The following is a 20,593-nucleotide window of genomic DNA, read 5'->3' as shown; positions in this document are numbered from 1 at the left end:
TCGCCACCGTGTCGCCGATCTCCGCGCCGAGCCACAGGATCTCGCCATCGACGGGCGAAGGAATCTCGACGGTCGCCTTGTCGGTCATGACAGCGGCAAGCACCGCGTCCTCGCGCACGAGATCGCCGACCTTGACGTGCCATTCGACCAGTTCCGCCTCGGCGACGCCTTCGCCGACATCCGGCAGCTTGATGACATGTTCGCCCATCTCAAGCCTCCATCGTTTCAGCCAACGCACGCCCGACCCGGGCGGGACCGGGGAAATAGTCCCACTCCTGCGCATGCGGGTAGGGCGTGTCCCAGCCGGCGACGCGAGCCACCGGCGCTTCCAGGTGATAGAAACAATTCTCCTGCACCAGCGCCGACAGTTCGGCGCCGAAGCCGGAGGTCAGCGTCGCCTCGTGCACGACCACGCAGCGCCCGGTTTTCTTCACTGAGGCGACTATTGTGTCGAGATCGAGCGGCAACAAAGTCCTGAGATCGATGATCTCGGCATCGATGCCGGTCTCCTCCGCGGCGGCCTCGGCGACATAGACCATGGTGCCATAGGCAAGCACGGTGACGGCAGCGCCCGGCCGTCGGATCACCGCCTTGCCGAGCGGGACCGTGTAGTGGCCGTCGGCGACCTCGCCGAGTTCGTGCTTCGACCAAGGCGTCACCGGGCGGTCGTGATGGCCGTCGAAGGGGCCGTTGTAGAGCCGCTTTGGCTCCAGGAAGATCACCGGGTCGGGATCCTCGATCGCCGAAATCAGCAGGCCCTTGGCGTCATGCGGATTGGATGGCACCACGACCTTCAGGCCGGAGACATGGGTGAACAGCGCCTCCGGGCTCTGGCTGTGGGTCTGGCCTCCGAAGATGCCGCCGCCGGTCGGCATCCGCACCACGATCGGGCAGGTGAAATCGCCATTCGAGCGGTAGCGCAGCCGCGCCGCCTCCGAGACGATCTGGTCGTAGGCCGGATAAACATAGTCGGCAAACTGCACCTCGACGCAAGGCTTCAGGCCGTACGCCGCCATGCCGATGGCCGAGCCGACAATGCCGGCCTCGCTGATCGGCGCGTCGAAGCAGCGGCTCTTGCCGTATTTCGCCTGCAGGCCCTGCGTGCAGCGGAAGACGCCGCCGAAAAAGCCGACGTCCTCGCCATAGACGATGACGCGTTCGTCGCGCGCCATCGACACGTCCATGGCATCGCGGATCGCCTCGATCATGGTCCGTCTTGGCATGGTCAGACCCCTGCCTGCTGGCGCTGGCGCCTCAGATGCGGCGGCATCTCGGCATAGACGCCTTCGAACATGTCGCGCGCCGACGGCTTGCCGCCGGCATGCAACGTGCCGTGGCGCTCGGCCTCCCTTTGCGCCGCGATTACCGTTTCGAGGATTTCCGCTTCGGCCTGTGCGTGGCGCTCGTCCGACCAGACGCCGCGCTGGATGAGGTGGTTCTTCAACCGGACGACCGGGTCGCCGAGCGGCCAGGCGTCGGACTCTGCTTTCGGCCGGTAGGCGGACGGATCGTCGGAGCTCGAATGCGCACCGACGCGGTAGGTGACATATTCGACCAGCGTCGGCCCGAGATTGCTGCGCGCCCGCTCCGCCGCCCATTTGGCCACCGCATGCACGGCAAGATAGTCATTGCCGTCGACGCGCAGCGAAGGGATGCCGAAGCCGAGGCCCCGCGCGGCGAAGGTCCCGGAGCCGCCGCGCGCAATGCCCTGGAAGGTCGAGATCGCCCACTGGTTGTTGACGACGTTCAGCACGACCGGCGCCTTGTAGGTCGAGGCGAACACCAGGGCTGCATGGAAGTCGGATTCCGCCGTCGAGCCGTCGCCGATCCAGGCGGCGGCGATGCGTGAATCATTGGAGATCGCCGAAGCCATCGCCCAGCCGACCGCCTGGATATATTGCGTCGCCAGATTGCCGGAGATTGAGAAGAAACCATGCTCCTTCGACGAGTACATGATCGGCAATTGCCGCCCCTTCAGCGGATCGGCCTCGTTCGAATAGATCTGGTTCATCATCGTGACCATCGGATAGCCGTCGGCGATGAGCAGACCGGCTTGCCGATAGGTCGGAAAATTCATGTCGCCCGGCGCCAGCGCCTTGCGGAAGGCGCAGCTCACTGCCTCTTCGCCGAGATGCTGCATGTAGAACGAGGTCTTGCCCTGGCGCTGCGCCATCTGCATGCGCTGATCGAAGCTGCGCAGCGTCATCATATGGCGCAACCCCTCCAGCAGCTCGTCGTCGGAAAGCAGGCCGGCCCACGGCCCGACGGCCTCGCCGTTGCGGTTGAGCACACGGATGATCGAAAACGCCATGTCACGGATGGTGCGCGGATCGACATCGATCTCGGGGCGCGGCACCGAGCCGGCCTTGGGTATCGTCACATTGGAGAAATCGGGCGTCCCGCCCGGCCGCACTTCCGGTTCCGGCACATGGAAGCGCAACATTCCAGCATCGGCCATGACCTTCGTCCTCCAATGTTGCCCGATCTTCGCACACCGCCAGACCAGTGCCAAATCGTTGGGTAAAGCTTCGCCGTCGTCGCAGCTGACTGCTGCCCCGAGGGACAAGATGCAGATATGGCGGCGAAATTTCTTGTCGATCTTTTCCGGCGCCGCGCAATTTGGCGAATGGTCCGGCCTGATCTGGCGCAAGAGCCAGGAAATTCTGCAAAGGGTCGTTCGGTCGAGTTCCTTCGCGCCCCCCTCTGGCCTGCCGGCCATCTCCCCCACGAGGGGGGAGATCGGATGTCGCAACTGCCTTCGCCAATCTTCAACGTGGAAGAAAGAGCGCCGGAGCCGAAACTGCCAATCTCCCCCCGTGTGGGGGAGATGTCCGGCAGGACAGAGGGGGGCGCTGTCCCGCCGGCGTCTTGCACAATACCTCGAACCCTCCGTTCACCCCGCGCCCACGCCATGCTAACCATCCCCCATGGCACAGAAGAAAGCATACGAGGTCGATTCCTGGCTCGCGAAGCCTGATCCGCGCGTCTCGATCGTCCTGATCTACGGTCCCGATCGCGGGCTTGTCGCCGAGCGCGCCAAGGCATTCGCCGGCAGAATCGGCCTGCCGCTCGACGATCCGTTCTCGGTGGTCAGGCTCGACGGCTCGGAGATCGACCGCGATGAGGGCCGTCTGCTCGACGAGGCCCGCACCGTGCCGATGTTTTCGGATCGCCGCCTGCTCTGGGTGCGCAATGCCAGCGGCCAGAAGGCTCTGGCCGACGACGTCAAGGCGCTTGTCACGGAGCCCGCGCGCGATGCGATCATTCTCATCGAAGCCGGTGACCTGAAGAAGGGCGTCGGCCTGCGCTCGATCGTCGAGGCAGCCGACAACGCCATGGCGCTGCCTTGCTACGCCGACGAGGCCAGGGACATCGATGCGGTCATCGACGACGAATTGCGCAAGGCCGGCATGTCGATGGCGCTCGACGCAAGGCAGGCGCTGCGCCGCAATCTTGGCGGCGACCGGTTGGCCTCGCGCGGCGAGATCGAAAAGCTGGTGCTCTATGCCCATGGCCAGAAGGAAATCGGCCTCGACGACGTCAAGGCGACATCGGGCGATGTCTCAGGCGCGTCTTTCGACGATGCCGTCGATGCCGTACTCGAAGGCAAGATCGGCGATTTCGACACCGCCTTCACCCGCCATTGCCAGTCCGGCGGCCAGCCCTTCCTGGTGCTGTCGTCGGCGATGCGGCAATTGCAGGCGATGCAAGCCATGCGCGGCCAGATGGACGCCGGCGGCCGCAACGCCGCCTCGGTCGTTGCCGGGGCGCGCCCCCCGGTTTTTTTCTCACGGCGCAAGCTTGTGGAACGAGCGCTCGAACGCTGGAACGGCGAGGCGCTGGGCCGCGCGCTCAACCGTCTGCAGACCGCCGTGCTGCAGACCCGACGGAGGCCGGATCTGTCGGTCGCGCTGGCGCGGCAGGCGCTGCTCGGTATTGCGGTGGAGAGCGCCAGGCTGGCGCAGCGCGGATGATCTCCCCCCTCGAGGGGGAGATGTCGCCGAAGGCGACAGAGGGGGTCGCCGCGCGTGAAGCGCCGACGCGTTCTTCTCCCGCAGCATCAGCCGAGCCCGGTCGGACTGACCCCCTCTGGCCGCTTCGCGGCCATCTCCCCCTCAAGGGGGGAGATACGCGGCCGCGCTGATTTCGCCAATTGCCAACGCCCAAAAAGCAAGGGCCGACACAAATGCCGGCCCTTCCCTTTAACCTTAAGCCAGAACTTCATTTGCCGGCTAAATATCGCGATACTTAAGCGACCTACCGCTCTTGCTTAAGCCGTCGGCACAATTCGTCGAGTTGCTCCAGCGTCCGGTAGGAGACCTGGAGCACCCCACCCTTCCCCTTGTGCTCGATTGACACGATCATGCCGATCGTATCGGTCATCAGCTTCTCCAGCGCCAGCGTGTCGGCATCCTTTTGCGCCGGTTCGGCCTTCTTTGGCGCGGCTGGCGCGCCGGCCGGCATCTGCGCCAGCGCCTCGGCCTGGCGCACCGAAAGCCCGTCCTCGACGATCCGCTTGGCAAGGCCTGCCGGGTCTTCCGCAGTCACCAGCGTGCGGGCATGGCCGGCCGACAGCGCCCCATCGACCAGCATGTCGCGGATCACCTCGGGCAGCTTCAACAGCCTGAGCGTGTTGGCGACATGGCTGCGGCTCTTGCCGATGACATTGCCGAGATCGGCCTGGGTGTAGCCGTGGTCGTCGATCAGCTGCTGATAGCCCTGCGCCTCCTCGACCGGATTGAGGTCCGCGCGCTGGACGTTTTCGATGATCGCCAGTTCCAGCGCGGTGCGGTCATTGACATCGCGCACGATGATCGGGATCTCGCTCAGCCCGGCGCGCTGTGCCGCGCGCCAGCGCCGCTCGCCGGCGATGATCTCGTAGCGGCCGGGCTGCGAGGGCGACGGCCGCGCCACCACCGGCTGCACCACACCATGTTCGCGGATCGACTGCGCAAGATCGGTCAGCTCGGCATCGCCGAAGTGCCGGCGCGGGTTTTTTGGATTGGGGCTGATGAACTCGATCGGCACCTTGCCGTCGGCGTTCATGCCCTGCTTTTCCACCGCTGCCGGGCGATCGATTTCGCCGATCAGCGCCGCCAGTCCCCGCCCCAGTCTTTTTCTTGAAAGGTCTTCAGTCATCATCCGTCCAGATCGTTTCGGTATCGAATCGGCTTCTTTCGTATCGCTGTAGCAAAACCCGGCAAGCCTTTACGCGGCGCGCAATTTGCGCTCGCGGCGGATCACTTCGGAGGCAAGCTGCAGATAGGCCTGGCTGCCCGAGCATTTGAGGTCGTAGAGGATCGCCGGCTTGCCGTAGGACGGCGCCTCGGACACCCGGACATTGCGCGGGATGATGGTCTCGTAGACCTTGTCGCCCATATGCGCCCTGACATCCTGCACCACCTGGTTGGCGAGATTGTTGCGGCCGTCATACATGGTCAGCACGATGCCCTGGATGATCAGATCCGGATTGATCGTGCGGCGCACTTGCTCGACCGTTTCGAGCAGCTGGCTGAGGCCTTCCAGCGCGAAGAATTCGCATTGCAGCGGAACAAGAACAGAATCGGCTGCCGCCATTGAATTCAAAGTCAAAAGATTGAGCGAAGGCGGGCAGTCTATCAGTACATAGCCGAAGGGCGCGCCACGCTCGCTCGCCGCGCGCAGCGCATTGCGCAGCTTGAGCACCCGGTCGGGTGCCGAAGCAATCTCCATCTCGATGCCGAGCAGGTCGAGCGTCGACGGCACGATCGACAGGCCTGGCACCGCCGTCGGGATCGCCGCAGCTTCCAAGTCCAGCTCGCCCGTCAGCACGTCATAGGACGAGACGGTGCGGTCCTTGCGGTCGATGCCAAGGCCCGTCGAGGCATTGCCTTGCGGATCGAGGTCGACGATCAGCACCTTTTCGCCGATCGCCGCCAGCGCCGTGGCCAGATTGATGGCGGTCGTCGTCTTGCCGACGCCGCCCTTCTGGTTGGCTACGGTGATGATTCGAGGGCCGTTCTTCATCATGGGTCTATGCCAGAAATTCATTCCGAGGTCGCCAGTCAAAGGGAATCACAAGTCAGCGAGGTCGCAAGCCAGACAGTTCGAGGATGACGCCATGGGCGTCGGTCACACTGGCATGTTCTACCAGATCGAAGGACCATCGTTGAGTGCTTTCTGCCACTTCGGCGCGGTAATCCCGGCCTTTGTGGAACAGCGCGCGCGACCCCATGGTCAGCCAGGGCGCCGACAGGTCGAACAGCAAAGGGAGCGAAGCCAGCGCCCTCGCCGTGACGATTTGCGGTGCTGTAACAAGGGGATAGCTGTCATCGATGCGACGCGCGACGATTCGCGCGGGCAGGTTGAACTGGCCGACGACCGTTTGCAGGAACGACGCTTTTTTCCGATTGCTTTCAACGAGATCGATGCTGGCGCCGTCACGCTCGTCAAGCAGAAAGGCAAGCACCAAGCCCGGGAAGCCGCCGCCCGAGCCCAGATCGACCCAGCTCTTCGCCTCGGGCGCGAGTCGCGCAAGTTGCGCACTGTCGAGGATGTGACGGCCCCAGACATCGTTCATCGTGGAGGGCGCGGCAAGATTTATGCTGCGGTTCCACTTCTGGAACACCTGCTCGAATTCGACCAGGCGATCGAATGTTTCACGTGAAACCGGGCCGGCTGCCTCTTGCAGGCTCGCCCAGGACGCTGGGCTCACGCAACATCCCTTTGCGCATTCTTCTGTAGGGCCGCCTCGGCGTTGCGGACATGCGCCACGATGATCGCCAGCGCCGCCGGCGTCATGCCCTCCATGCGCTGCGCATCGGCTATCGAACGCGGCTGGCGTGCCCGCATCTTCTGCTTCAGTTCGTTGGACAGGCCTGGCACCGCGGCGAAATCAAGGGAAGCCGGGATCAGCCGGCTCTCCTCATGCCTGATCTGCGTGACATCGGCCTGCTGGCGATCAAGGTAAACGGAATATTTCGCTTCCGTTTCAAGGCGTTCCGCCGTCTTGGCGCCGATCGCGCCGAAATCGGGCGCAATCCGCGCCAGCCAGGCGATGTCGACGCCGGGGTAGGCCAGCAATTCATAGGCCGAGCGGCGCACACCGTCCTTGTTGATCTCCAACCCATGGCGCGCCGCCTCATTGGGTGTCAGGCTGGTGCCAAGCGCCAGCGCCCGCGCCTTCCCCAGATCCTGCACGACCCCATTGAATCGCTGTGTGCGTTCCTGCGACGCGATCCCGAGCTTCGTGGCCAAAGGCGTCAGCCGCTCATCGGCATTGTCCGCCCTGAGCGACAACCGGAACTCGGCCCGCGACGTGAACATGCGATAGGGCTCGCTGATGCCGCGGCTGGTCAGATCGTCGACCATCACGCCGATATAGGCCTCGGTGCGGCTGAGCACGATTTCTTCACTTCCCGACTCCTTGCGGGCAGCATTCAGGCCAGCCAGCAAGCCTTGCGCGCCGGCTTCTTCATAGCCCGTTGTGCCATTGATCTGCCCAGCCAGGAAAAGACCCGAGATCCGCCTCGTCTCCAGCGTCGGCTCGAGCTCGCGCGGATCGACATGATCATATTCGATGGCATAGCCGGGCCGAAGCATGGTTGCACGCTCCAGGCCGGGAATGGTCTTCAATATGTCGAGCTGCACATCCTGGGGCAGCGAGGTCGAAATGCCGTTTGGGTAGACGGTGTCATCATCCAGCCCCTCAGGCTCGAGGAATATCTGATGGCCCTCACGGTCGCCGAACTTGACGATCTTGTCCTCGATGGACGGACAGTAGCGCGGCCCCACGCCTTCGATCGACCCGGAATACATGGCGGAACGGCCGAGATTGGCGCGGATCAATTCGTGGGTGGCTGTCGTCGTGCGCGTGATGCCGCAATGGATCTGCGGATTCTGGATAACATCCGTCATCAAGGAGAACGGTACGGGATCTTCATCCGCCGCCTGGCTCTCCAGCGACGCCCAGTCGATGGTCCGGCCGTCAAGCCGCGGCGGCGTGCCGGTCTTCAGCCGCCCCAGCCTGAAGCCTGCACGGCTCATTGTCGCCGACAGGCCAAGGCTGGCCTGTTCGTTCATGCGGCCAGCGACGATCTTCTTCTCGCCGATATGGATCAGCCCGCGCAGAAATGTCCCGGTGGTCAGCACCACGGCGCCGCAGGCGAGGCGCCTGCCGTCGGCCAGCAGCACCGCCGCCACGCGCCCATCGTCGATTTCGAAATCCAGCACCTCGCCCTCGACCACGTCGAGATCGTTCTGCTGCCGAATCGCTGCTTGCATGGCAAGGCGATAGAGCTTGCGGTCGGCCTGCGTGCGCGGTCCACGCACCGCCGGCCCTTTGCGGCGGTTGAGCAGGCGGAACTGGATGCCGGCCGCATCGGCGACGCGGCCCATCAGCCCGTCCATGGCGTCGATCTCGCGAACCAGATGGCCCTTGCCAAGGCCGCCGATCGCCGGATTGCAGGACATGACGCCGATGGTGTCGAAGCGCAGCGTCACCAGGGCGGCCCGCGCCCCGGCGCGCGCGGCAGCACTGGCCGCCTCGCAACCCGCATGGCCGCCGCCCACCACAACCACATCATAGCGATCGGTCATTTCCAGTCTTCCAGTTTCAGGGTGGTCGACACATGTGCCCGAGAGCGCCTGCTGTCAAGGACGCAGGCAGACTCGTTTCACGTGAAACAATGAAAACGAGCGATACCTCGTGGACTTCGTCATCCTAGGGCGAAGCAAGGAGCGAAGCGACGCAGCGCAGACCCTGGGATCCATGCCGCGACATCGATGGCAAACGAAGGCCTGCCCGAATCGAGTGCTTTTTCTGCGCGTTAGTTCAATGATAAAAGCGTGCTGACAGAGACCATTCCGAATCGTTGCGTCCTTCGGCTGAGGTAACGGCATGGATCCTAGGGTCTGCGCTCCGCTTCGCGTTCGCTACGCCCTAGGATGACGAGCGATTGCAGTTGCCCATGTTTCACGTGAATCCTTTACCCGTCGCCGCTCCGTAGTGTTTCACGTGAGTCATTTCCCGATGCAGAACTGCGAGAAGATGACGTCCAGCAAATCCTCGACGTCAACCGACCCGACGATCCGCCCGAGCCGGTCAGCCGCCAGGCGCAATTCCTCGGCCCGCAACTCCTGGCCGCGCCCGTCCTCGGCCAGAGCCGCAAGCAGAAACCGCTTCGTCTCGTTAAGAAGTTCCACATGCCGCAGCCGCGACGGCAGAGTATCGCCAGCCTGACCGATCTCCGCCGCGGCGCGGCGTCCGATCTCAACCAGCAACTCTGGTACACCGTCGCCATCTCGAACGGAAATGGCGGCGTCATAATCTGCCGCCGGCAACTCCGACTCGATCAAGTCGGCCTTTGTTCCAATCCTTAACACCGGCGCGTCGGTCGGTATCGCGCCGACTGGAACCGGATCGGCCATGTCCTCCAGCACGAGCAAGAGGTCAGCGCCATGTGCCTTGGCCCGAGCTTTCTCTATGCCGATCGCCTCGACCTTGCCTGGTGCTTCGCGCAGACCGGCCGTATCGGTCACCCTGACCCGTACGCCATTGAGATCCAGCGCCACTTCGAGCAGGTCGCGGGTCGTGCCGGGCTCATCGGTAACGATCGCCGCCTCGCGTCGGGCCAGCGCGTTGAACAGGCTGGATTTCCCGGCGTTCGGGGCGCCGAGGATGACGACTTCGAACCCCTCGCGGATGATCTCGGCGGCCCGGAACCCTTCGACATGGCGGCCGATCTCGTCGACCATCGCCCCGACGTCCGACCACACCGCGTCGGCAACCGATCCCGGCACGTCGTCTTCGTCGGCGAAGTCGATCTCGGCTTCGATCATCGCCCGCGCATGGATGAGCCGCCGGCGCCAGCCGAGATAGAGCTCGCTTTGCACGCCCTCGGCATTCCGCACGGCAAAGCGCCTTTGTGCCTCGGTCTCGGCGTTGACCAGATCGGCCAGCGCTTCGGTCTCGACCAAGTCGACCTTGCCGTTAAGGAAAGCGCGCCGGGTGAATTCGCCGGGCTCGGCATGCCTGACGCCATCGAAGCCCGCGATCGTCTCCAGCATTTTGGCCGCGACAGCCCGTCCGCCATGAACATGGAACTCGGCGACATCCTCGCCGGTAAAGCTGTGGGGAGCGGGGAAGAAGACGACCAGGCCGGTGTCGAGCAATATCCCATCCGGTGCCCGGAGCTTGCGCAGCGTCGCGACGCGGTCCTTAACCATAGCGCCGGCAATCGTTTCGATAACGAATCGAGTCCGCGCGCCCGAAATGCGGATCACCGCAATGCCGGCGGGCAGGCGGCCGCTGGAAAGAGCAACGATGGAATTGCCTGAAATCATTTGCTCGCTCTATTCAACCGCCCTAGCTTCCCCGGAGAACCGTCCCACCAAACCGAGTTGCTCCGTGACGTTGCCCGCGCAAAACCTGCTTGCCGAAGAAGCCAGCCCCTATCTGCAGCAGCATAGCGGCAATCCGGTGCATTGGCGGGCCTGGTCGCCCGCGGCCCTTGCCGAAGCCAGGGCGCTGGACCGGCCGATCCTGCTCTCTGTCGGCTACGCCGCCTGCCACTGGTGCCACGTCATGGCGCATGAGAGCTTCGAGAACGACGACGTCGCCGCCGTCATGAACCGTCTCTTCGTCAATATCAAGGTGGACCGCGAGGAACGGCCCGACATCGACCAGATCTACATGGCCGCGCTGTCCTCGATGGGCGAGCAGGGCGGCTGGCCGCTGACCATGTTCCTGACCCCGGGCGGCAAACCGTTCTGGGGCGGGACCTATTTCCCGCGCGAGGCGCGCTACGGCCGCCCCGGCTTCATCCAGGTGATGGAAGCGGTCGACAAGGCCTGGCGCGACAAGCGGCCGAGCCTCAACCAGAGCGCCGACGGGCTGACCAGCCATGTCGAGGCGCGGCTGGCCGGTGGCCATGCCAAGGCGGCGCTCGACCGCGCCACGCTGGAAAACCTCGCCCGCGGCATCGACGGTATCATCGACAGGGATCTGGGCGGCCTGCGCGGCGCGCCAAAGTTCCCCAATGCGCCGTTCATGCAAACGCTCTGGCTGTCCTGGCTGCGCGACGGCGTCGCTTCCCATCGCGACGCTGTCCTCATCAGCCTCGAAAAGATGCTGGCGGGCGGCATCTATGATCATCTCGGCGGCGGCCTGAGCCGCTATTCGACCGACGCCGAATGGCTGGTGCCGCATTTCGAAAAAATGCTCTACGACAACGCCCAGCTGATCCGCCTGTGCAACTGGGCCTATGCGGCATCGGGCAATGATTTGTTCCGGGTACGAATCGAAGAGACGATAGACTGGCTGCTGCGCGAGATGTGCGTCGAGGGCGGCACCTTCGCTGCCAGCCTCGATGCCGACAGCGACGGCGAGGAGGGGCTTTTCTACACGTGGGGCAGGGAGGAGATCGAAACCGTCCTCGGCGACGAATCACCCTTGTTTTTCAAGTACTCCACGCTTTCCAGCCCGCATGGCTGGGAGGGCAAGCCGATCCTCCACCAGACAACGGCCCAGCAGGTGCGGAGCGTGGCCGATCGCGGCCGGCTGGTTCCGCTGAAGGAACGGCTGCTGGCAACGAGAGAAAGCCGCGTCAGGCCTGGACGCGACGGCAAGGCCCTGACCGACTGGAACGGCTTGATGATCACGGCCTTGGCCGAGGCGGGGCGATCCTTGGACCGGCCCGACTGGATCGAAGGGGCTGAAATTGCTTTCGCCCATATCGCCAATGCCGGGCAGGACAAGCGACTGCCGCATTCGATGCTGGGCGCCAAGAAGCTGTTTCCGGCTCTATCCAGCGATTATGCCGCCATGACCAACGCCGCGATTGCGCTGTTCGAGGTCACAGGCAACTCAAACTACGTTGATCGGGCAGGGCAATTCATCGAACAGCTCGACCACTGGCACCAGGATGAGAACAAGACCGGCTACTATCTGACCGCGTCGGACAGCACCGATGTGCCGATCCGCATCCGGGGCGATGTCGACGAAGCCATTGCTTCGGCCACTGGCCAGATCATCGAGGCTCTGGTCCGGCTGTCTTCGGTCACTGGCGATCTCGACCTGCAGGAGAGGGCGTGGACAATAGCCGAACACGCGGCCGGCCGCGCCGCCCACCAGGCCCATGGCCAGGCCGGCATCGTCAACGCCTGCGCTTTGGCACTCGAACCGCTGAAGCTGGTGATCGTCGACAGTCCGGTGAATCCAACGCTTGTTCCGGTTGCGAATCGAAATCCAGACCCGCGCCGGGTGGATATCGTTGTGCCCATCGGTACGGAAGCGAATCGGCCAACATTGCCCGGCGGCATCCTGCCGCCGACCGACAAGCCCGGCGCCTGGCTTTGCACGGGACAGGTGTGTTTGCCGGTGGTGAGGGAAGCCGAAGAGTTGGAAGGGTTATTGCGGCGAAGATAGGATTCGTCATCCTATGGCGAAGCAAGGAGCGAAGCGACGCGGCGCAGACCATAGGATCCATGCCGTGACTTTCGAGCTCTACAACGGGGGAGATTCTGCTCCGCTGTTTTCTCCGGCAAACCTCACGGCATGGATCCTCGGGTCAAGCCCGAGGATGACGAAGGCGAGGGGGCAGCCAACGCCCCAACCGCTTACGTATTCATCGAATCGAAGAAATCCGCATTCGTCTTGGTCTGCTTCAGCTTGTCGATCAGGAACTCGATCGCGTCGGTCGTTCCCATCGGCGCGAGAATCCGGCGCAGCACGAAGACCTTCTGCAGGTCCTGCTTGGAGACCAGAAGGTCTTCCTTGCGGGTGCCGGACTTCAGGATGTCCATGGCCGGGTAGATGCGCTTGTCCGCCACCTTGCGGTCGAGCTGGATTTCGCAGTTGCCGGTGCCCTTGAACTCTTCGAAGATGACTTCGTCCATGCGGCTGCCGGTATCGATCAGCGCGGTGGCGATGATGGTCAGCGAACCGCCTTCCTCGATATTGCGGGCAGCACCGAAGAAGCGCTTCGGCCGCTGCAGCGCATTGGCGTCGACACCACCGGTCAGCACCTTGCCGGATGACGGCACCACGGTGTTGTAGGCGCGGCCAAGCCGGGTGATCGAATCGAGCAGGATGACGACGTCGCGGCCATGCTCGACCAGGCGCTTGGCCTTCTCGATAACCATTTCGGCGACCTGGACGTGGCGCACGGCCGGCTCGTCGAAGGTCGAGGAGATCACCTCGCCCTTCACCGAGCGCTGCATGTCGGTCACTTCCTCCGGCCGCTCGTCGATCAAAAGCACGATCAGGTAGCATTCCGGATGATTGGCCGTGATCGAGTGGGCGATGTTCTGCATCAGCACGGTCTTGCCGGTGCGCGGCTGCGCGTTGATCAACGCGCGCTGGCCCTTGCCGATCGGCGCCACCAAGTCGATGACGCGCGCCGAAATGTCCTTGCTGGTCGAATTCTCGATCTCCATCTTCAGCCGTTTGGTCGGATAAAGCGGCGTCAGATTATCGAAGTGGATCTTGTGGCGGATCTTCTCAGGGTCATCGAAATTGATGGTGTTGACCTTGAGCAGGGCGAAATAGCGCTCGCCTTCCTTCGGGCTGCGGATCGGCCCTTCGACGGTATCGCCGGTCTTCAGTGAAAAGCGGCGGATCTGCGAGGGCGAGATGTAGATATCGTCGGGACCCGGCAGATAATTGGCATTGGCCGAGCGCAGGAAGCCGAAACCGTCCTGCAGCACTTCGACGACGCCGTCGCCGATGATCTCGATCTCCTGCGCTGCCAGCTTCTTCAGGATGGCGAACATCAGCTCCTGCTTGCGCATGACGCTGGCATTCTCGACCTCGAGCGATTCGGCATAGGCGATCAGCTCTGGTGGTTTCTTGTTCTTGAACTCGGTGAGTTTCATTTCTTGCATAGACGGACTCTGAATCGGATTTGGGAAAAAAATCGGCGGGATGCGACAAATGCCGGGCGCGGCCGAAAGCGATTAAGGGGCGGCGCATGACGGGAAGGAAGACCCGTCTTTTATCGTCGGTCGGGTGAAAGAGCAAGCCGCCTTTTGCTGGTCACGCCAGCAGCGCCATAAAGCGTCAGAACGGCTTCACGATAACCAGCACGACAATGACGATCATCAGCAATGTGGGGATCTCGTTGACGATCCGCCAGTGCCTCGCCGTTTTTTCGTTGCGATCCTCGGCGAATTTGCGCACGGCGCCCGCCAGATAGCCGTGCACGGCGGAGAGGCCAAGCACTGCCGCGATCTTGGCATGCAGCCAGCCGCCGTGGAAACCGAAGCCCTTCCAGGCAAGCCAGAGGCCGAACGCCCAGGTGACGACCATCGCCGGATTGATGATGCCGCGCAGCAGTCGGCGCTCCATCACCTTGAAGGTTTCCGACTGCACCGAACCCTTTTCCGCGTCGGCATGATAGACCAGCAACCGCGGCAGATAGAGCATGCCGGCCATCCACGAGATGACGGCAATCACATGGATCGCCTTCGCCCATGGATAGAAATCGTCCGGCCCGAACAGGAACAGCAGCCCGGCCAGCACCAGGAAAACGGCAATCGCGATTGCCGCCCGGCGCATCGCCGTTGCGCCACCATTGGCACCACCTTCCTGGCTGCCTTTGCCCATCATCGTCATGATGCGCTCCTCACCAGCTTCACCATCTGCTCGACATGCGCCAGCGGCGTCTCCGGGGTGATGCCATGGCCGAGATTGAAGATCAGGGGCCCATTGCCCAACGCCTTCAGGATCGCCTCCACGCCCTCGGCAAGCGCCTTGCCGCCGGCCACCAGCCGCAGCGGATCAAGATTGCCCTGGACGGCGCCATCTTGCTGCAACTCCCGCGCCGCTGTCAGCGGCACGGTCCAGTCGAGACCAAGGCCGGTCACGCCGGTCTTCCGGCGATAGCTGCGGTAATGATCGCCGGCGCCCTTGGGAAAGCCGATGATCGGAACATCGGGATGAACGGCTCGAACCTGCCTGACGATCTCGGCCACCGGCTTGACGCAGAACAATTCGAAGGACGCCTCGTCGAGCACGCCGGACCAGGAGTCGAAGATCTGCACCACATCGGCGCCGGCTTCGATCTGGCGAATGAGGTAGGCAGCGGAATGATCGGCCAGCACCTTGAGCAGTCGAGAGAAAGCCGCCGGCTCGCGATAGGCGAACAGCCGCGCCGGCGCCTGGTCGGGCGTGCCATGTCCGGCGATCATGTAGGTCGCCACCGTCCACGGTGCGCCGCAAAAGCCGATCAGCGTCGTCCCGCCGGGCAATTTCGCCCGCAACCGGCGCACCGCCTCATAGACCGGTTCGAGATTCACGTGAAACGTTTCGCCATCGAGAGCCGAAATCTCCGCGGCCGAGATCGGCGTCAGCAGCGGGCCGCGGCCTTCCTCGAAGCGCACGTCGCGGCCCAGCGCATGCGGCACGACAAGAATATCGGAAAACAGGATCGAGGCGTCGAAGCCAAAGCGCTCGATCGGCTGAAGGGTCACCTCGACGGCAAGATCGGGATTGTAGCAAAGATCGAGGAACGAGCCGGCGCGTTTGCGTGTCTCCCGGTATTCCGGCAGGTAGCGGCCGGCCTGACGCATCATCCAGAGCGGCGGCGGCGATGCCGTTTTGCCCTTCAGCACGTCCAGCATGATGCGGTTTTCAGGCATTCAGCGCTCGCCTCTCCAGGCTTCTCTATAATCAAATATTCTATTTTTAAGAATCTTCTGATTCTAAGAGTCTGTTGGTTGTGGTGGTTGTCACCTGTCCCGCTTTACCCCGGCAAAGACCAGCCAGCATATTGTCGCGTGCTTCTCCATCGGGATTGTAGGACTTTGTGGAAGGTCGGGAATCGCCCACTGGACTCAATGGCTTATCGCCGACCCGGGGAAAACGGCCCTGTGGATGACACAAAGGCAAAAACACTCGTCCACGGATTTGTCCCCAGCGCCCCGGCGAAGTCGACAGCGCATCGAATTGTGGACAAACCAGCATCTGATACAGTCGCCCCCGGCCGGGCGATCTTTCCGTCCGAGCTTATCCACATTGGCCCACAGCCTGGAATGACCCCCTGTGAACAAACCGCAGAGCTTCTTTCACCTCCATTTGATTTCCGATGCCACCGGCGAAACGCTGCTCGCCGCCGGCCGCGCCGCGTCGGCGCAATACAAGGACGCGCGCGCCATCGAGCATATCTATCCGCTGATCCGCACCGAAAAGCAGGTGGCGAAGGTGTTCGAGGATATCGAGGAGGAGCCGGGCATCATCCTCTACACCGTCGTCGACCAGAAGCTCGCCCGCGGCATCGACGAGCGCTGCGCCACAATGGGCCTGCCTTGCGTCTCGGTGCTGGAGCCGGTGCTGACGGTGTTCCAATCCTATCTCGGCACCCCGGCCGGCCGGCGCGTCGGCGCCCAGCACGTGCTCGACGCCGACTATTTTCGCCGCATCGATGCGCTCAACTTCACCATGGACCATGATGACGGCCAGCTGCCGGCCAATATGGACGATGCCGACGTCGTGCTGATCGGCATTTCGCGCACCTCGAAGACGCCGACCAGCATCTATCTCGCCAATCGCGGCATCAAGACCGCCAACATCCCGATCGTGCTGGGCGTGCCGGTGCCGGAAAGCCTGGTCTACGCCCAGACCCCGCTGATCGTCGGGCTGATCGCCACCGCCGAGCGCATCTCGCAGGTTCGCCAGAACCGCATCCTGTCCAACACCACTTCCTATGAGCCGACCGACTATGTCGACCGCGCCGCGATCAACGAGGAGCTTGCCTATGCCCGCCAGATCTGTACCCGGCATGGCTGGCCGATGATCGATGTCAGCCGCCGCTCGATCGAGGAAACGGCGGCGGCCATCGTTGCCCTGCGTGGGAAGAACAGATAATGAGGCAAAAGAGCCAAAGGGCCGCCAAATCATTCAACGCTGCGAAGATCGAAGGTCACGGCATGGATCCTAGGGTCTCCGCCACGTCGCTTCGCTCCTTGCTCCGCCCTAGGATGACGAAGCGAGGATTGTTTCGGCCAATCTCGAAGGGTTTCGCAATCAGGCTCCGTCTTGCGACGCAAGTGCCAGTCTCAGACATCTGCGATTGGGCAAAGCCCCCATGCCTTCGTCATCCTAGGGCGGAGCAGGAGCGAAGCGACGTCGCGAAGACCCTAGGATCCATGCCGTTACGGTGACCATAGGATGCAACGGTCCTGCGGCAAAACCAACGAGGGGAGCGAAAAATCATGGCCGAAACAATCATCCTCGCTTCGGGCAGTCCGTTCCGCAAGGCGATGCTCGTCAATGCCGGCGTCGCCATCGAGGCGGTTCCGCCTGAAGTCGATGAGCGCGCGCTCGAGGCGCCCTTGCAGGACAGCGGCATTTCGCCGGAGGACGTCGCCCTGGTGCTCGCCGAAGCCAAGGCCACCGAGGTCAGCGAGCGCCGGCCCGGGGCCGTGGTGCTCGGCTGCGACCAGACGCTGTCGCTCGGCGACGAAGTGTTCCACAAGCCGGCCGACATGGAGGGCGCTCGCCGCCATCTCCTGGCACTGTCGGGCAAGACCCATCAGTTGAACAGCGCCGCGGTGCTTGCCCGTGACGGCGAGATTCTGTGGCGTCATGTCGGCGTCGCCAGCCTGACCATGCGAAAACTCGACCCGGCCTTCATCGGCCGCCATCTGGCGCGTGTCGGCGCCAAGGCGCTGGCCAGCGTCGGCGCCTATCAGATCGAGGGTGAGGGCATCCAGCTCTTCGAGAGAATAGAGGGCGACTATTTTACGATTGTCGGCCTGCCGCTGCTGCCGGTGCTGGCGAAGCTGCGCGAGCTCGGAGCCATCGATGGTTGAAGGGTCGAAAAAAGCCTTCGTCACCGGCCATCCCATCGCGCATTCGAGGTCGCCGAAGATCCACGCCTACTGGCTGGCCAAATACGGCATCGACGGCAGCTACCGGGCGATCGATGTCGCGCCGGCCGATCTTGCCGAATTCGTGCAAACACTCGCGGCAAACGGCTACCGGGGCGGCAACGTCACCATTCCGCACAAGGAGGCGGCCTTTGCTCTAGTCCCTCGTCGCGACGATGCGGCCGAAGCGATTGGCGCGGTCAACACGCTGTGGTTCGAGGACGGCGCCCTGTGGGGCGGCAACACCGACGGCCATGGCTTTGCCGCCAATCTCGACGAGCATGCGCCGGGCTGGGCTTCCAATGGCCCGGCCGTGGTGCTCGGCGCCGGCGGCGCGTCGCGTGCGGTCATCCACGCTCTGATCGAGCGCGGCGTCAGCGACGTCCGCATCGTCAACCGGACGGTGGCGAGGGCTGAGGAACTCAGCCACCGCTTCGGCGGCGGCGTGTCCGCGCATGGCGTGGCGGCGACAGGCGAGTTGCTGGCCGATGCCGGCCTGCTGGTCAACACCACCGCGCTCGGCATGCATGGCAATGAAGGCCTTTCCGCCGACCCGGCGGGGCTGCCGGCCCATGCGCTCGTCACCGACCTCGTCTATGTGCCGCTGGAAACGCCGCTTCTGGCTGCCGCCCGGGCGCGCGGCCTGAAGACGGTCGACGGGCTCGGCATGCTGCTGCACCAGGCCGTGCCCGGCTTCGAGCGCTGGTTCGGCGTGCGGCCTGAAGTCACCGCCGAGCTCAGGCGGATCATTCTGGCCGATATCGGTGCCAAATGATCGTGCTCGGCCTCACCGGATCGATCGGCATGGGCAAATCGACGACGGCAAAGATGTTTGCCGAGGCGGGCGTGCCCGTGCATGATTCCGACGAGGCGGTGCACCGCCTCTATGCCGGCAAGGGCGCGCCGCTGGTCGAGGCCGCGTTTCCCGGCACCACGGTTTCCGGTGCGGTCGACCGCGCGAAGCTGGCCGGGTACGTGCTCGGCGATGGAGCGGCCTTGAAACGGCTGGAAGCGATCATCCATCCGCTGGTGCGGGCCGACGCCGATGCCTTCCTGGCCAGGAATCGCGCCGCCGGAGCGCCACTTGTCGTTCTCGATATCCCGCTGCTCTTCGAGACCGGCGGGCGGGGCCGGGTCGACAAGGTGGTGGTCGTCACCGCCCCGGCCGACATCCAGCGCGCCCGCGTGCTGGCGCGGCCGGGCATGAGCGAGGCCAAGCTGGCGGCGATCCTGGCCAAGCAGGTTCCCGATGCCGAAAAGCGTCGGCAGGCCGACTTCATCATCGATACCAGCCAAGGTTTTGAGGCCGCGCGCGCCGCGGTTGCCGCGATCATCGCCGAACTGACCGGGGATAAGTCGGGCTCCTGACGCCAGCTTTTCCATTGCCATTTTGTTCTGGTGTATATTCTGCTCGTTCAGGACGGACTGATTCGATGCGCGAGATCATCTTCGATACGGAAACCACCGGTCTCGATTCCCGCGAGGACCGCGTCATCGAGCTTGGCGGCGTCGAACTGGTCAACCGCTTCCCGACCGGCCGCACCTTCCATCACTACATCAATCCGCAGGGACGCCCGATCCATGCGGAGGCGCAGGCCGTGCACGGCATCAGTGCCGCCGACCTCGTGGGCAAGCCGACCTTTGCCGAGATTGCCGAGGAGTGGCTGGGCTTCATCGACGGCGCCAAGCTGGTCGCCCACAATGCGACGTTCGACATCGGCTTCCTCAACCTCGAATTCGGCCGTCTGGGCCACCCGGCCATCGATCCGGGCCTTGTCGTCGACACGCTGGCACTGGCGCGCCGCAGGCATCCGATGGGTCCCAATTCGCTGGATGCTCTGTGCCGGCGCTACGGCATCGACAATGGCCGCCGCACCAAGCACGGCGCGCTGCTCGATTCGGAATTGCTGGCCGAGGTCTATATCGAGCTCATCGGCGGCAAGCAGGCGGCGCTCATCCTTGACAGCGTTGCGGTGCAGGTCAACGCTGCGGGTGAAGTCGCCGACATCGACATCTCCATTGCCGCCAGGCCGATTGCCCTGCCGCCGCGCCTGACCGATGCCGAGCGCGCCGCCCATGCCGGCTTGGTCGGCTCGCTCGGCGAAAAGGCGCTGTGGCTGCGGGTTGGGGCGTCGTCGTAGGGGTAGCGTTCCTTCGCGCCTTCGTCATCCTAGGGCGGAGCAAGGAGCGAAGCGACGCAGCGCAGACCCTAGGATCCATGCCGTGACGGTTGTGCCGTGCTCCGGCGATCAGAATCGAGCGCCTACCAGCCGGTTCCACGAAAGAGCTCAAACCACTCCGGATTGGTCTTATCGATCAGCTCAATCTTCAATTGTCGCGGCCAACGCTTCAGCGACTTCTCGCGCTGGATGGCGTCGGTAATGTCGAAATATTCTTCGTACCAAACCAGCCGCTGTACACCGTACTGGCTCGTGAAGCGCGAGCCGGTGCCGGATTTGTGCTCAGGCATGCGGCGGCCAAGATCGTTGGTAACGCCGATATAAATCGTACCGCGCTTCTGGCTTGCGGTCATATAGACGTAGCCGGTCATGGTTTCAGGGTAGCGAGCGTCGGTGCGCGCACAAGCGCCATTCTGATCCGCCGCATTCTACGACCAATGTCACGGCATGGATCCTAGGGTCTGCGCTGCGTCGCTTCGCTCCTTGCTCCGCCCTAGGATGACGAAGGCATGTAGTTTACGGCAAATCGCCAGTGTTGGAGGCCTAAGACAAAAAGCCCGGCGCGA

At 63.7% G+C, this 20,593-nt stretch carries 19 protein-coding genes; 7 read left to right on the top strand and 12 right to left on the bottom strand.

Annotation, left to right across the window (positions count from 1 at the left end; genetic code table 11):
* The 3 genes from CN311_RS28280 to CN311_RS28270 all read right to left on the bottom strand — a co-directional run.
* A partial coding sequence (locus tag CN311_RS28280; protein WP_342586712.1) for a biotin/lipoyl-containing protein occupies window positions 1–208 on the bottom strand: 208 nt, incomplete at its 3' end.
* A gap of 1 nt (window position 209) precedes the next feature.
* Window positions 210–1,223 (bottom strand): alpha-ketoacid dehydrogenase subunit beta, encoded by a 1,014-nt coding sequence (locus CN311_RS28275; RefSeq protein ID WP_097576922.1) that lies wholly within the window; start codon window positions 1,221–1,223, stop codon window positions 210–212.
* 2 nt (window positions 1,224–1,225) lie between these two features.
* The gene (locus CN311_RS28270) at window positions 1,226–2,458 is read right to left on the bottom strand and encodes a 3-methyl-2-oxobutanoate dehydrogenase (2-methylpropanoyl-transferring) subunit alpha (protein ID WP_097576924.1); all 1,233 of its coding nucleotides are present in this window, start codon (window positions 2,456–2,458) and stop codon (window positions 1,226–1,228) included.
* A gap of 469 nt (window positions 2,459–2,927) precedes the next feature.
* Between CN311_RS28270 and holA the strand changes: the two genes are divergently transcribed.
* Window positions 2,928–3,974 (top strand): DNA polymerase III subunit delta, encoded by a 1,047-nt coding sequence (gene holA / locus CN311_RS28260; RefSeq protein WP_097576921.1) that lies wholly within the window; start codon window positions 2,928–2,930, stop codon window positions 3,972–3,974.
* A 283-nt stretch (window positions 3,975–4,257) separates the two neighbouring features.
* Here the strand turns inward: holA and CN311_RS28255 are convergent, their stop codons facing one another.
* From CN311_RS28255 to mnmE, 5 genes are all read right to left on the bottom strand, one after another.
* Entirely contained in the window at window positions 4,258–5,139 is an 882-nt protein-coding gene (locus CN311_RS28255) for a ParB/RepB/Spo0J family partition protein (RefSeq protein WP_097576923.1), read from the bottom strand.
* A 69-nt stretch (window positions 5,140–5,208) separates the two neighbouring features.
* A complete protein-coding gene (locus tag CN311_RS28250) occupies window positions 5,209–6,009 on the bottom strand; it encodes a ParA family protein (RefSeq protein WP_097576920.1) in 801 nt (266 codons plus the stop codon).
* Window positions 6,010–6,061: 52 nt separating this feature from the next.
* Window positions 6,062–6,694: a 16S rRNA (guanine(527)-N(7))-methyltransferase RsmG gene (gene rsmG / locus CN311_RS28245; RefSeq protein WP_097576919.1), complete on the bottom strand. Its 633-nt coding sequence runs from the start codon at window positions 6,692–6,694 to the stop codon at window positions 6,062–6,064.
* A complete protein-coding gene (gene mnmG, locus CN311_RS28240) occupies window positions 6,691–8,577 on the bottom strand; it encodes a tRNA uridine-5-carboxymethylaminomethyl(34) synthesis enzyme MnmG (RefSeq protein ID WP_097576918.1) in 1,887 nt (628 codons plus the stop codon). Before mnmG ends, rsmG begins: the two co-directional genes overlap by 4 nt.
* A 423-nt stretch (window positions 8,578–9,000) precedes the next feature.
* Window positions 9,001–10,323 carry a tRNA uridine-5-carboxymethylaminomethyl(34) synthesis GTPase MnmE gene (mnmE, locus tag CN311_RS28235; protein ID WP_097576917.1) on the bottom strand — a complete coding sequence of 441 codons (1,323 nt, stop codon included), beginning with the start codon at window positions 10,321–10,323 and terminating at the stop codon, window positions 9,001–9,003.
* Between the two features lie 64 nt (window positions 10,324–10,387).
* Here mnmE and CN311_RS28230 point away from each other — a divergent pair, with 64 nt between their 5' ends.
* On the top strand, window positions 10,388–12,406 hold the full coding sequence (locus tag CN311_RS28230) for a thioredoxin domain-containing protein (protein ID WP_097576916.1): 2,019 nt from the start codon (window positions 10,388–10,390) through the stop codon (window positions 12,404–12,406).
* A 191-nt stretch (window positions 12,407–12,597) separates the two neighbouring features.
* Here CN311_RS28230 and rho read toward each other — a convergent pair whose 3' ends face one another.
* The 3 genes from rho to hemE form a co-directional block, all read right to left on the bottom strand.
* Complete coding sequence (rho, locus tag CN311_RS28225) at window positions 12,598–13,863, bottom strand: transcription termination factor Rho (RefSeq protein ID WP_097576915.1); 1,266 nt, start codon at window positions 13,861–13,863, stop codon at window positions 12,598–12,600.
* A gap of 175 nt (window positions 13,864–14,038) precedes the next feature.
* Entirely contained in the window at window positions 14,039–14,593 is a 555-nt protein-coding gene (gene hemJ / locus CN311_RS28220; RefSeq protein ID WP_097576914.1) for a protoporphyrinogen oxidase HemJ, read from the bottom strand.
* Window positions 14,590–15,618, bottom strand: coding sequence for a uroporphyrinogen decarboxylase (hemE, locus tag CN311_RS28215; protein WP_097576913.1), 1,029 nt, complete (start codon window positions 15,616–15,618; stop codon window positions 14,590–14,592). The genes hemJ and hemE overlap by 4 nt, the downstream gene beginning before the upstream one ends.
* Before the next feature lie 403 nt (window positions 15,619–16,021).
* Between hemE and CN311_RS28210 the strand changes: the two genes are divergently transcribed.
* From CN311_RS28210 to dnaQ, 5 genes are all read left to right on the top strand, one after another.
* Window positions 16,022–16,843 (top strand): pyruvate, water dikinase regulatory protein, encoded by an 822-nt coding sequence (locus CN311_RS28210; protein WP_097576912.1) that lies wholly within the window; start codon window positions 16,022–16,024, stop codon window positions 16,841–16,843.
* Between the two features lie 347 nt (window positions 16,844–17,190).
* Entirely contained in the window at window positions 17,191–17,790 is a 600-nt protein-coding gene (locus tag CN311_RS28205; protein WP_097576911.1) for a Maf-like protein, read from the top strand.
* The gene (locus tag CN311_RS28200) at window positions 17,783–18,622 is read left to right on the top strand and encodes a shikimate dehydrogenase (protein ID WP_097576910.1); all 840 of its coding nucleotides are present in this window, start codon (window positions 17,783–17,785) and stop codon (window positions 18,620–18,622) included. The genes CN311_RS28205 and CN311_RS28200 overlap by 8 nt, the downstream gene beginning before the upstream one ends.
* The gene (gene coaE / locus CN311_RS28195; protein ID WP_097576909.1) at window positions 18,619–19,215 is read left to right on the top strand and encodes a dephospho-CoA kinase; all 597 of its coding nucleotides are present in this window, start codon (window positions 18,619–18,621) and stop codon (window positions 19,213–19,215) included. The genes CN311_RS28200 and coaE overlap by 4 nt, the downstream gene beginning before the upstream one ends.
* A 65-nt stretch (window positions 19,216–19,280) precedes the next feature.
* A complete protein-coding gene (gene dnaQ / locus CN311_RS28190) occupies window positions 19,281–19,988 on the top strand; it encodes a DNA polymerase III subunit epsilon (protein ID WP_097576908.1) in 708 nt (235 codons plus the stop codon).
* 122 nt (window positions 19,989–20,110) lie between these two features.
* Here dnaQ and CN311_RS28185 read toward each other — a convergent pair whose 3' ends face one another.
* Window positions 20,111–20,398, bottom strand: a complete 288-nt coding sequence (locus tag CN311_RS28185; RefSeq protein WP_097576907.1) for a GIY-YIG nuclease family protein — start codon at window positions 20,396–20,398, stop codon at window positions 20,111–20,113.
* Between the last annotated feature and the right edge of the window lie 195 nt (window positions 20,399–20,593).

Source organism: Mesorhizobium sanjuanii, assembly GCF_002529485.1.
Taxonomy (GTDB): domain Bacteria; phylum Pseudomonadota; class Alphaproteobacteria; order Rhizobiales; family Rhizobiaceae; genus Mesorhizobium; species Mesorhizobium sanjuanii.
Note: the sequence above shows the minus strand (reverse complement) of the source record. Positions and strands in the feature narration are given on the sequence as shown.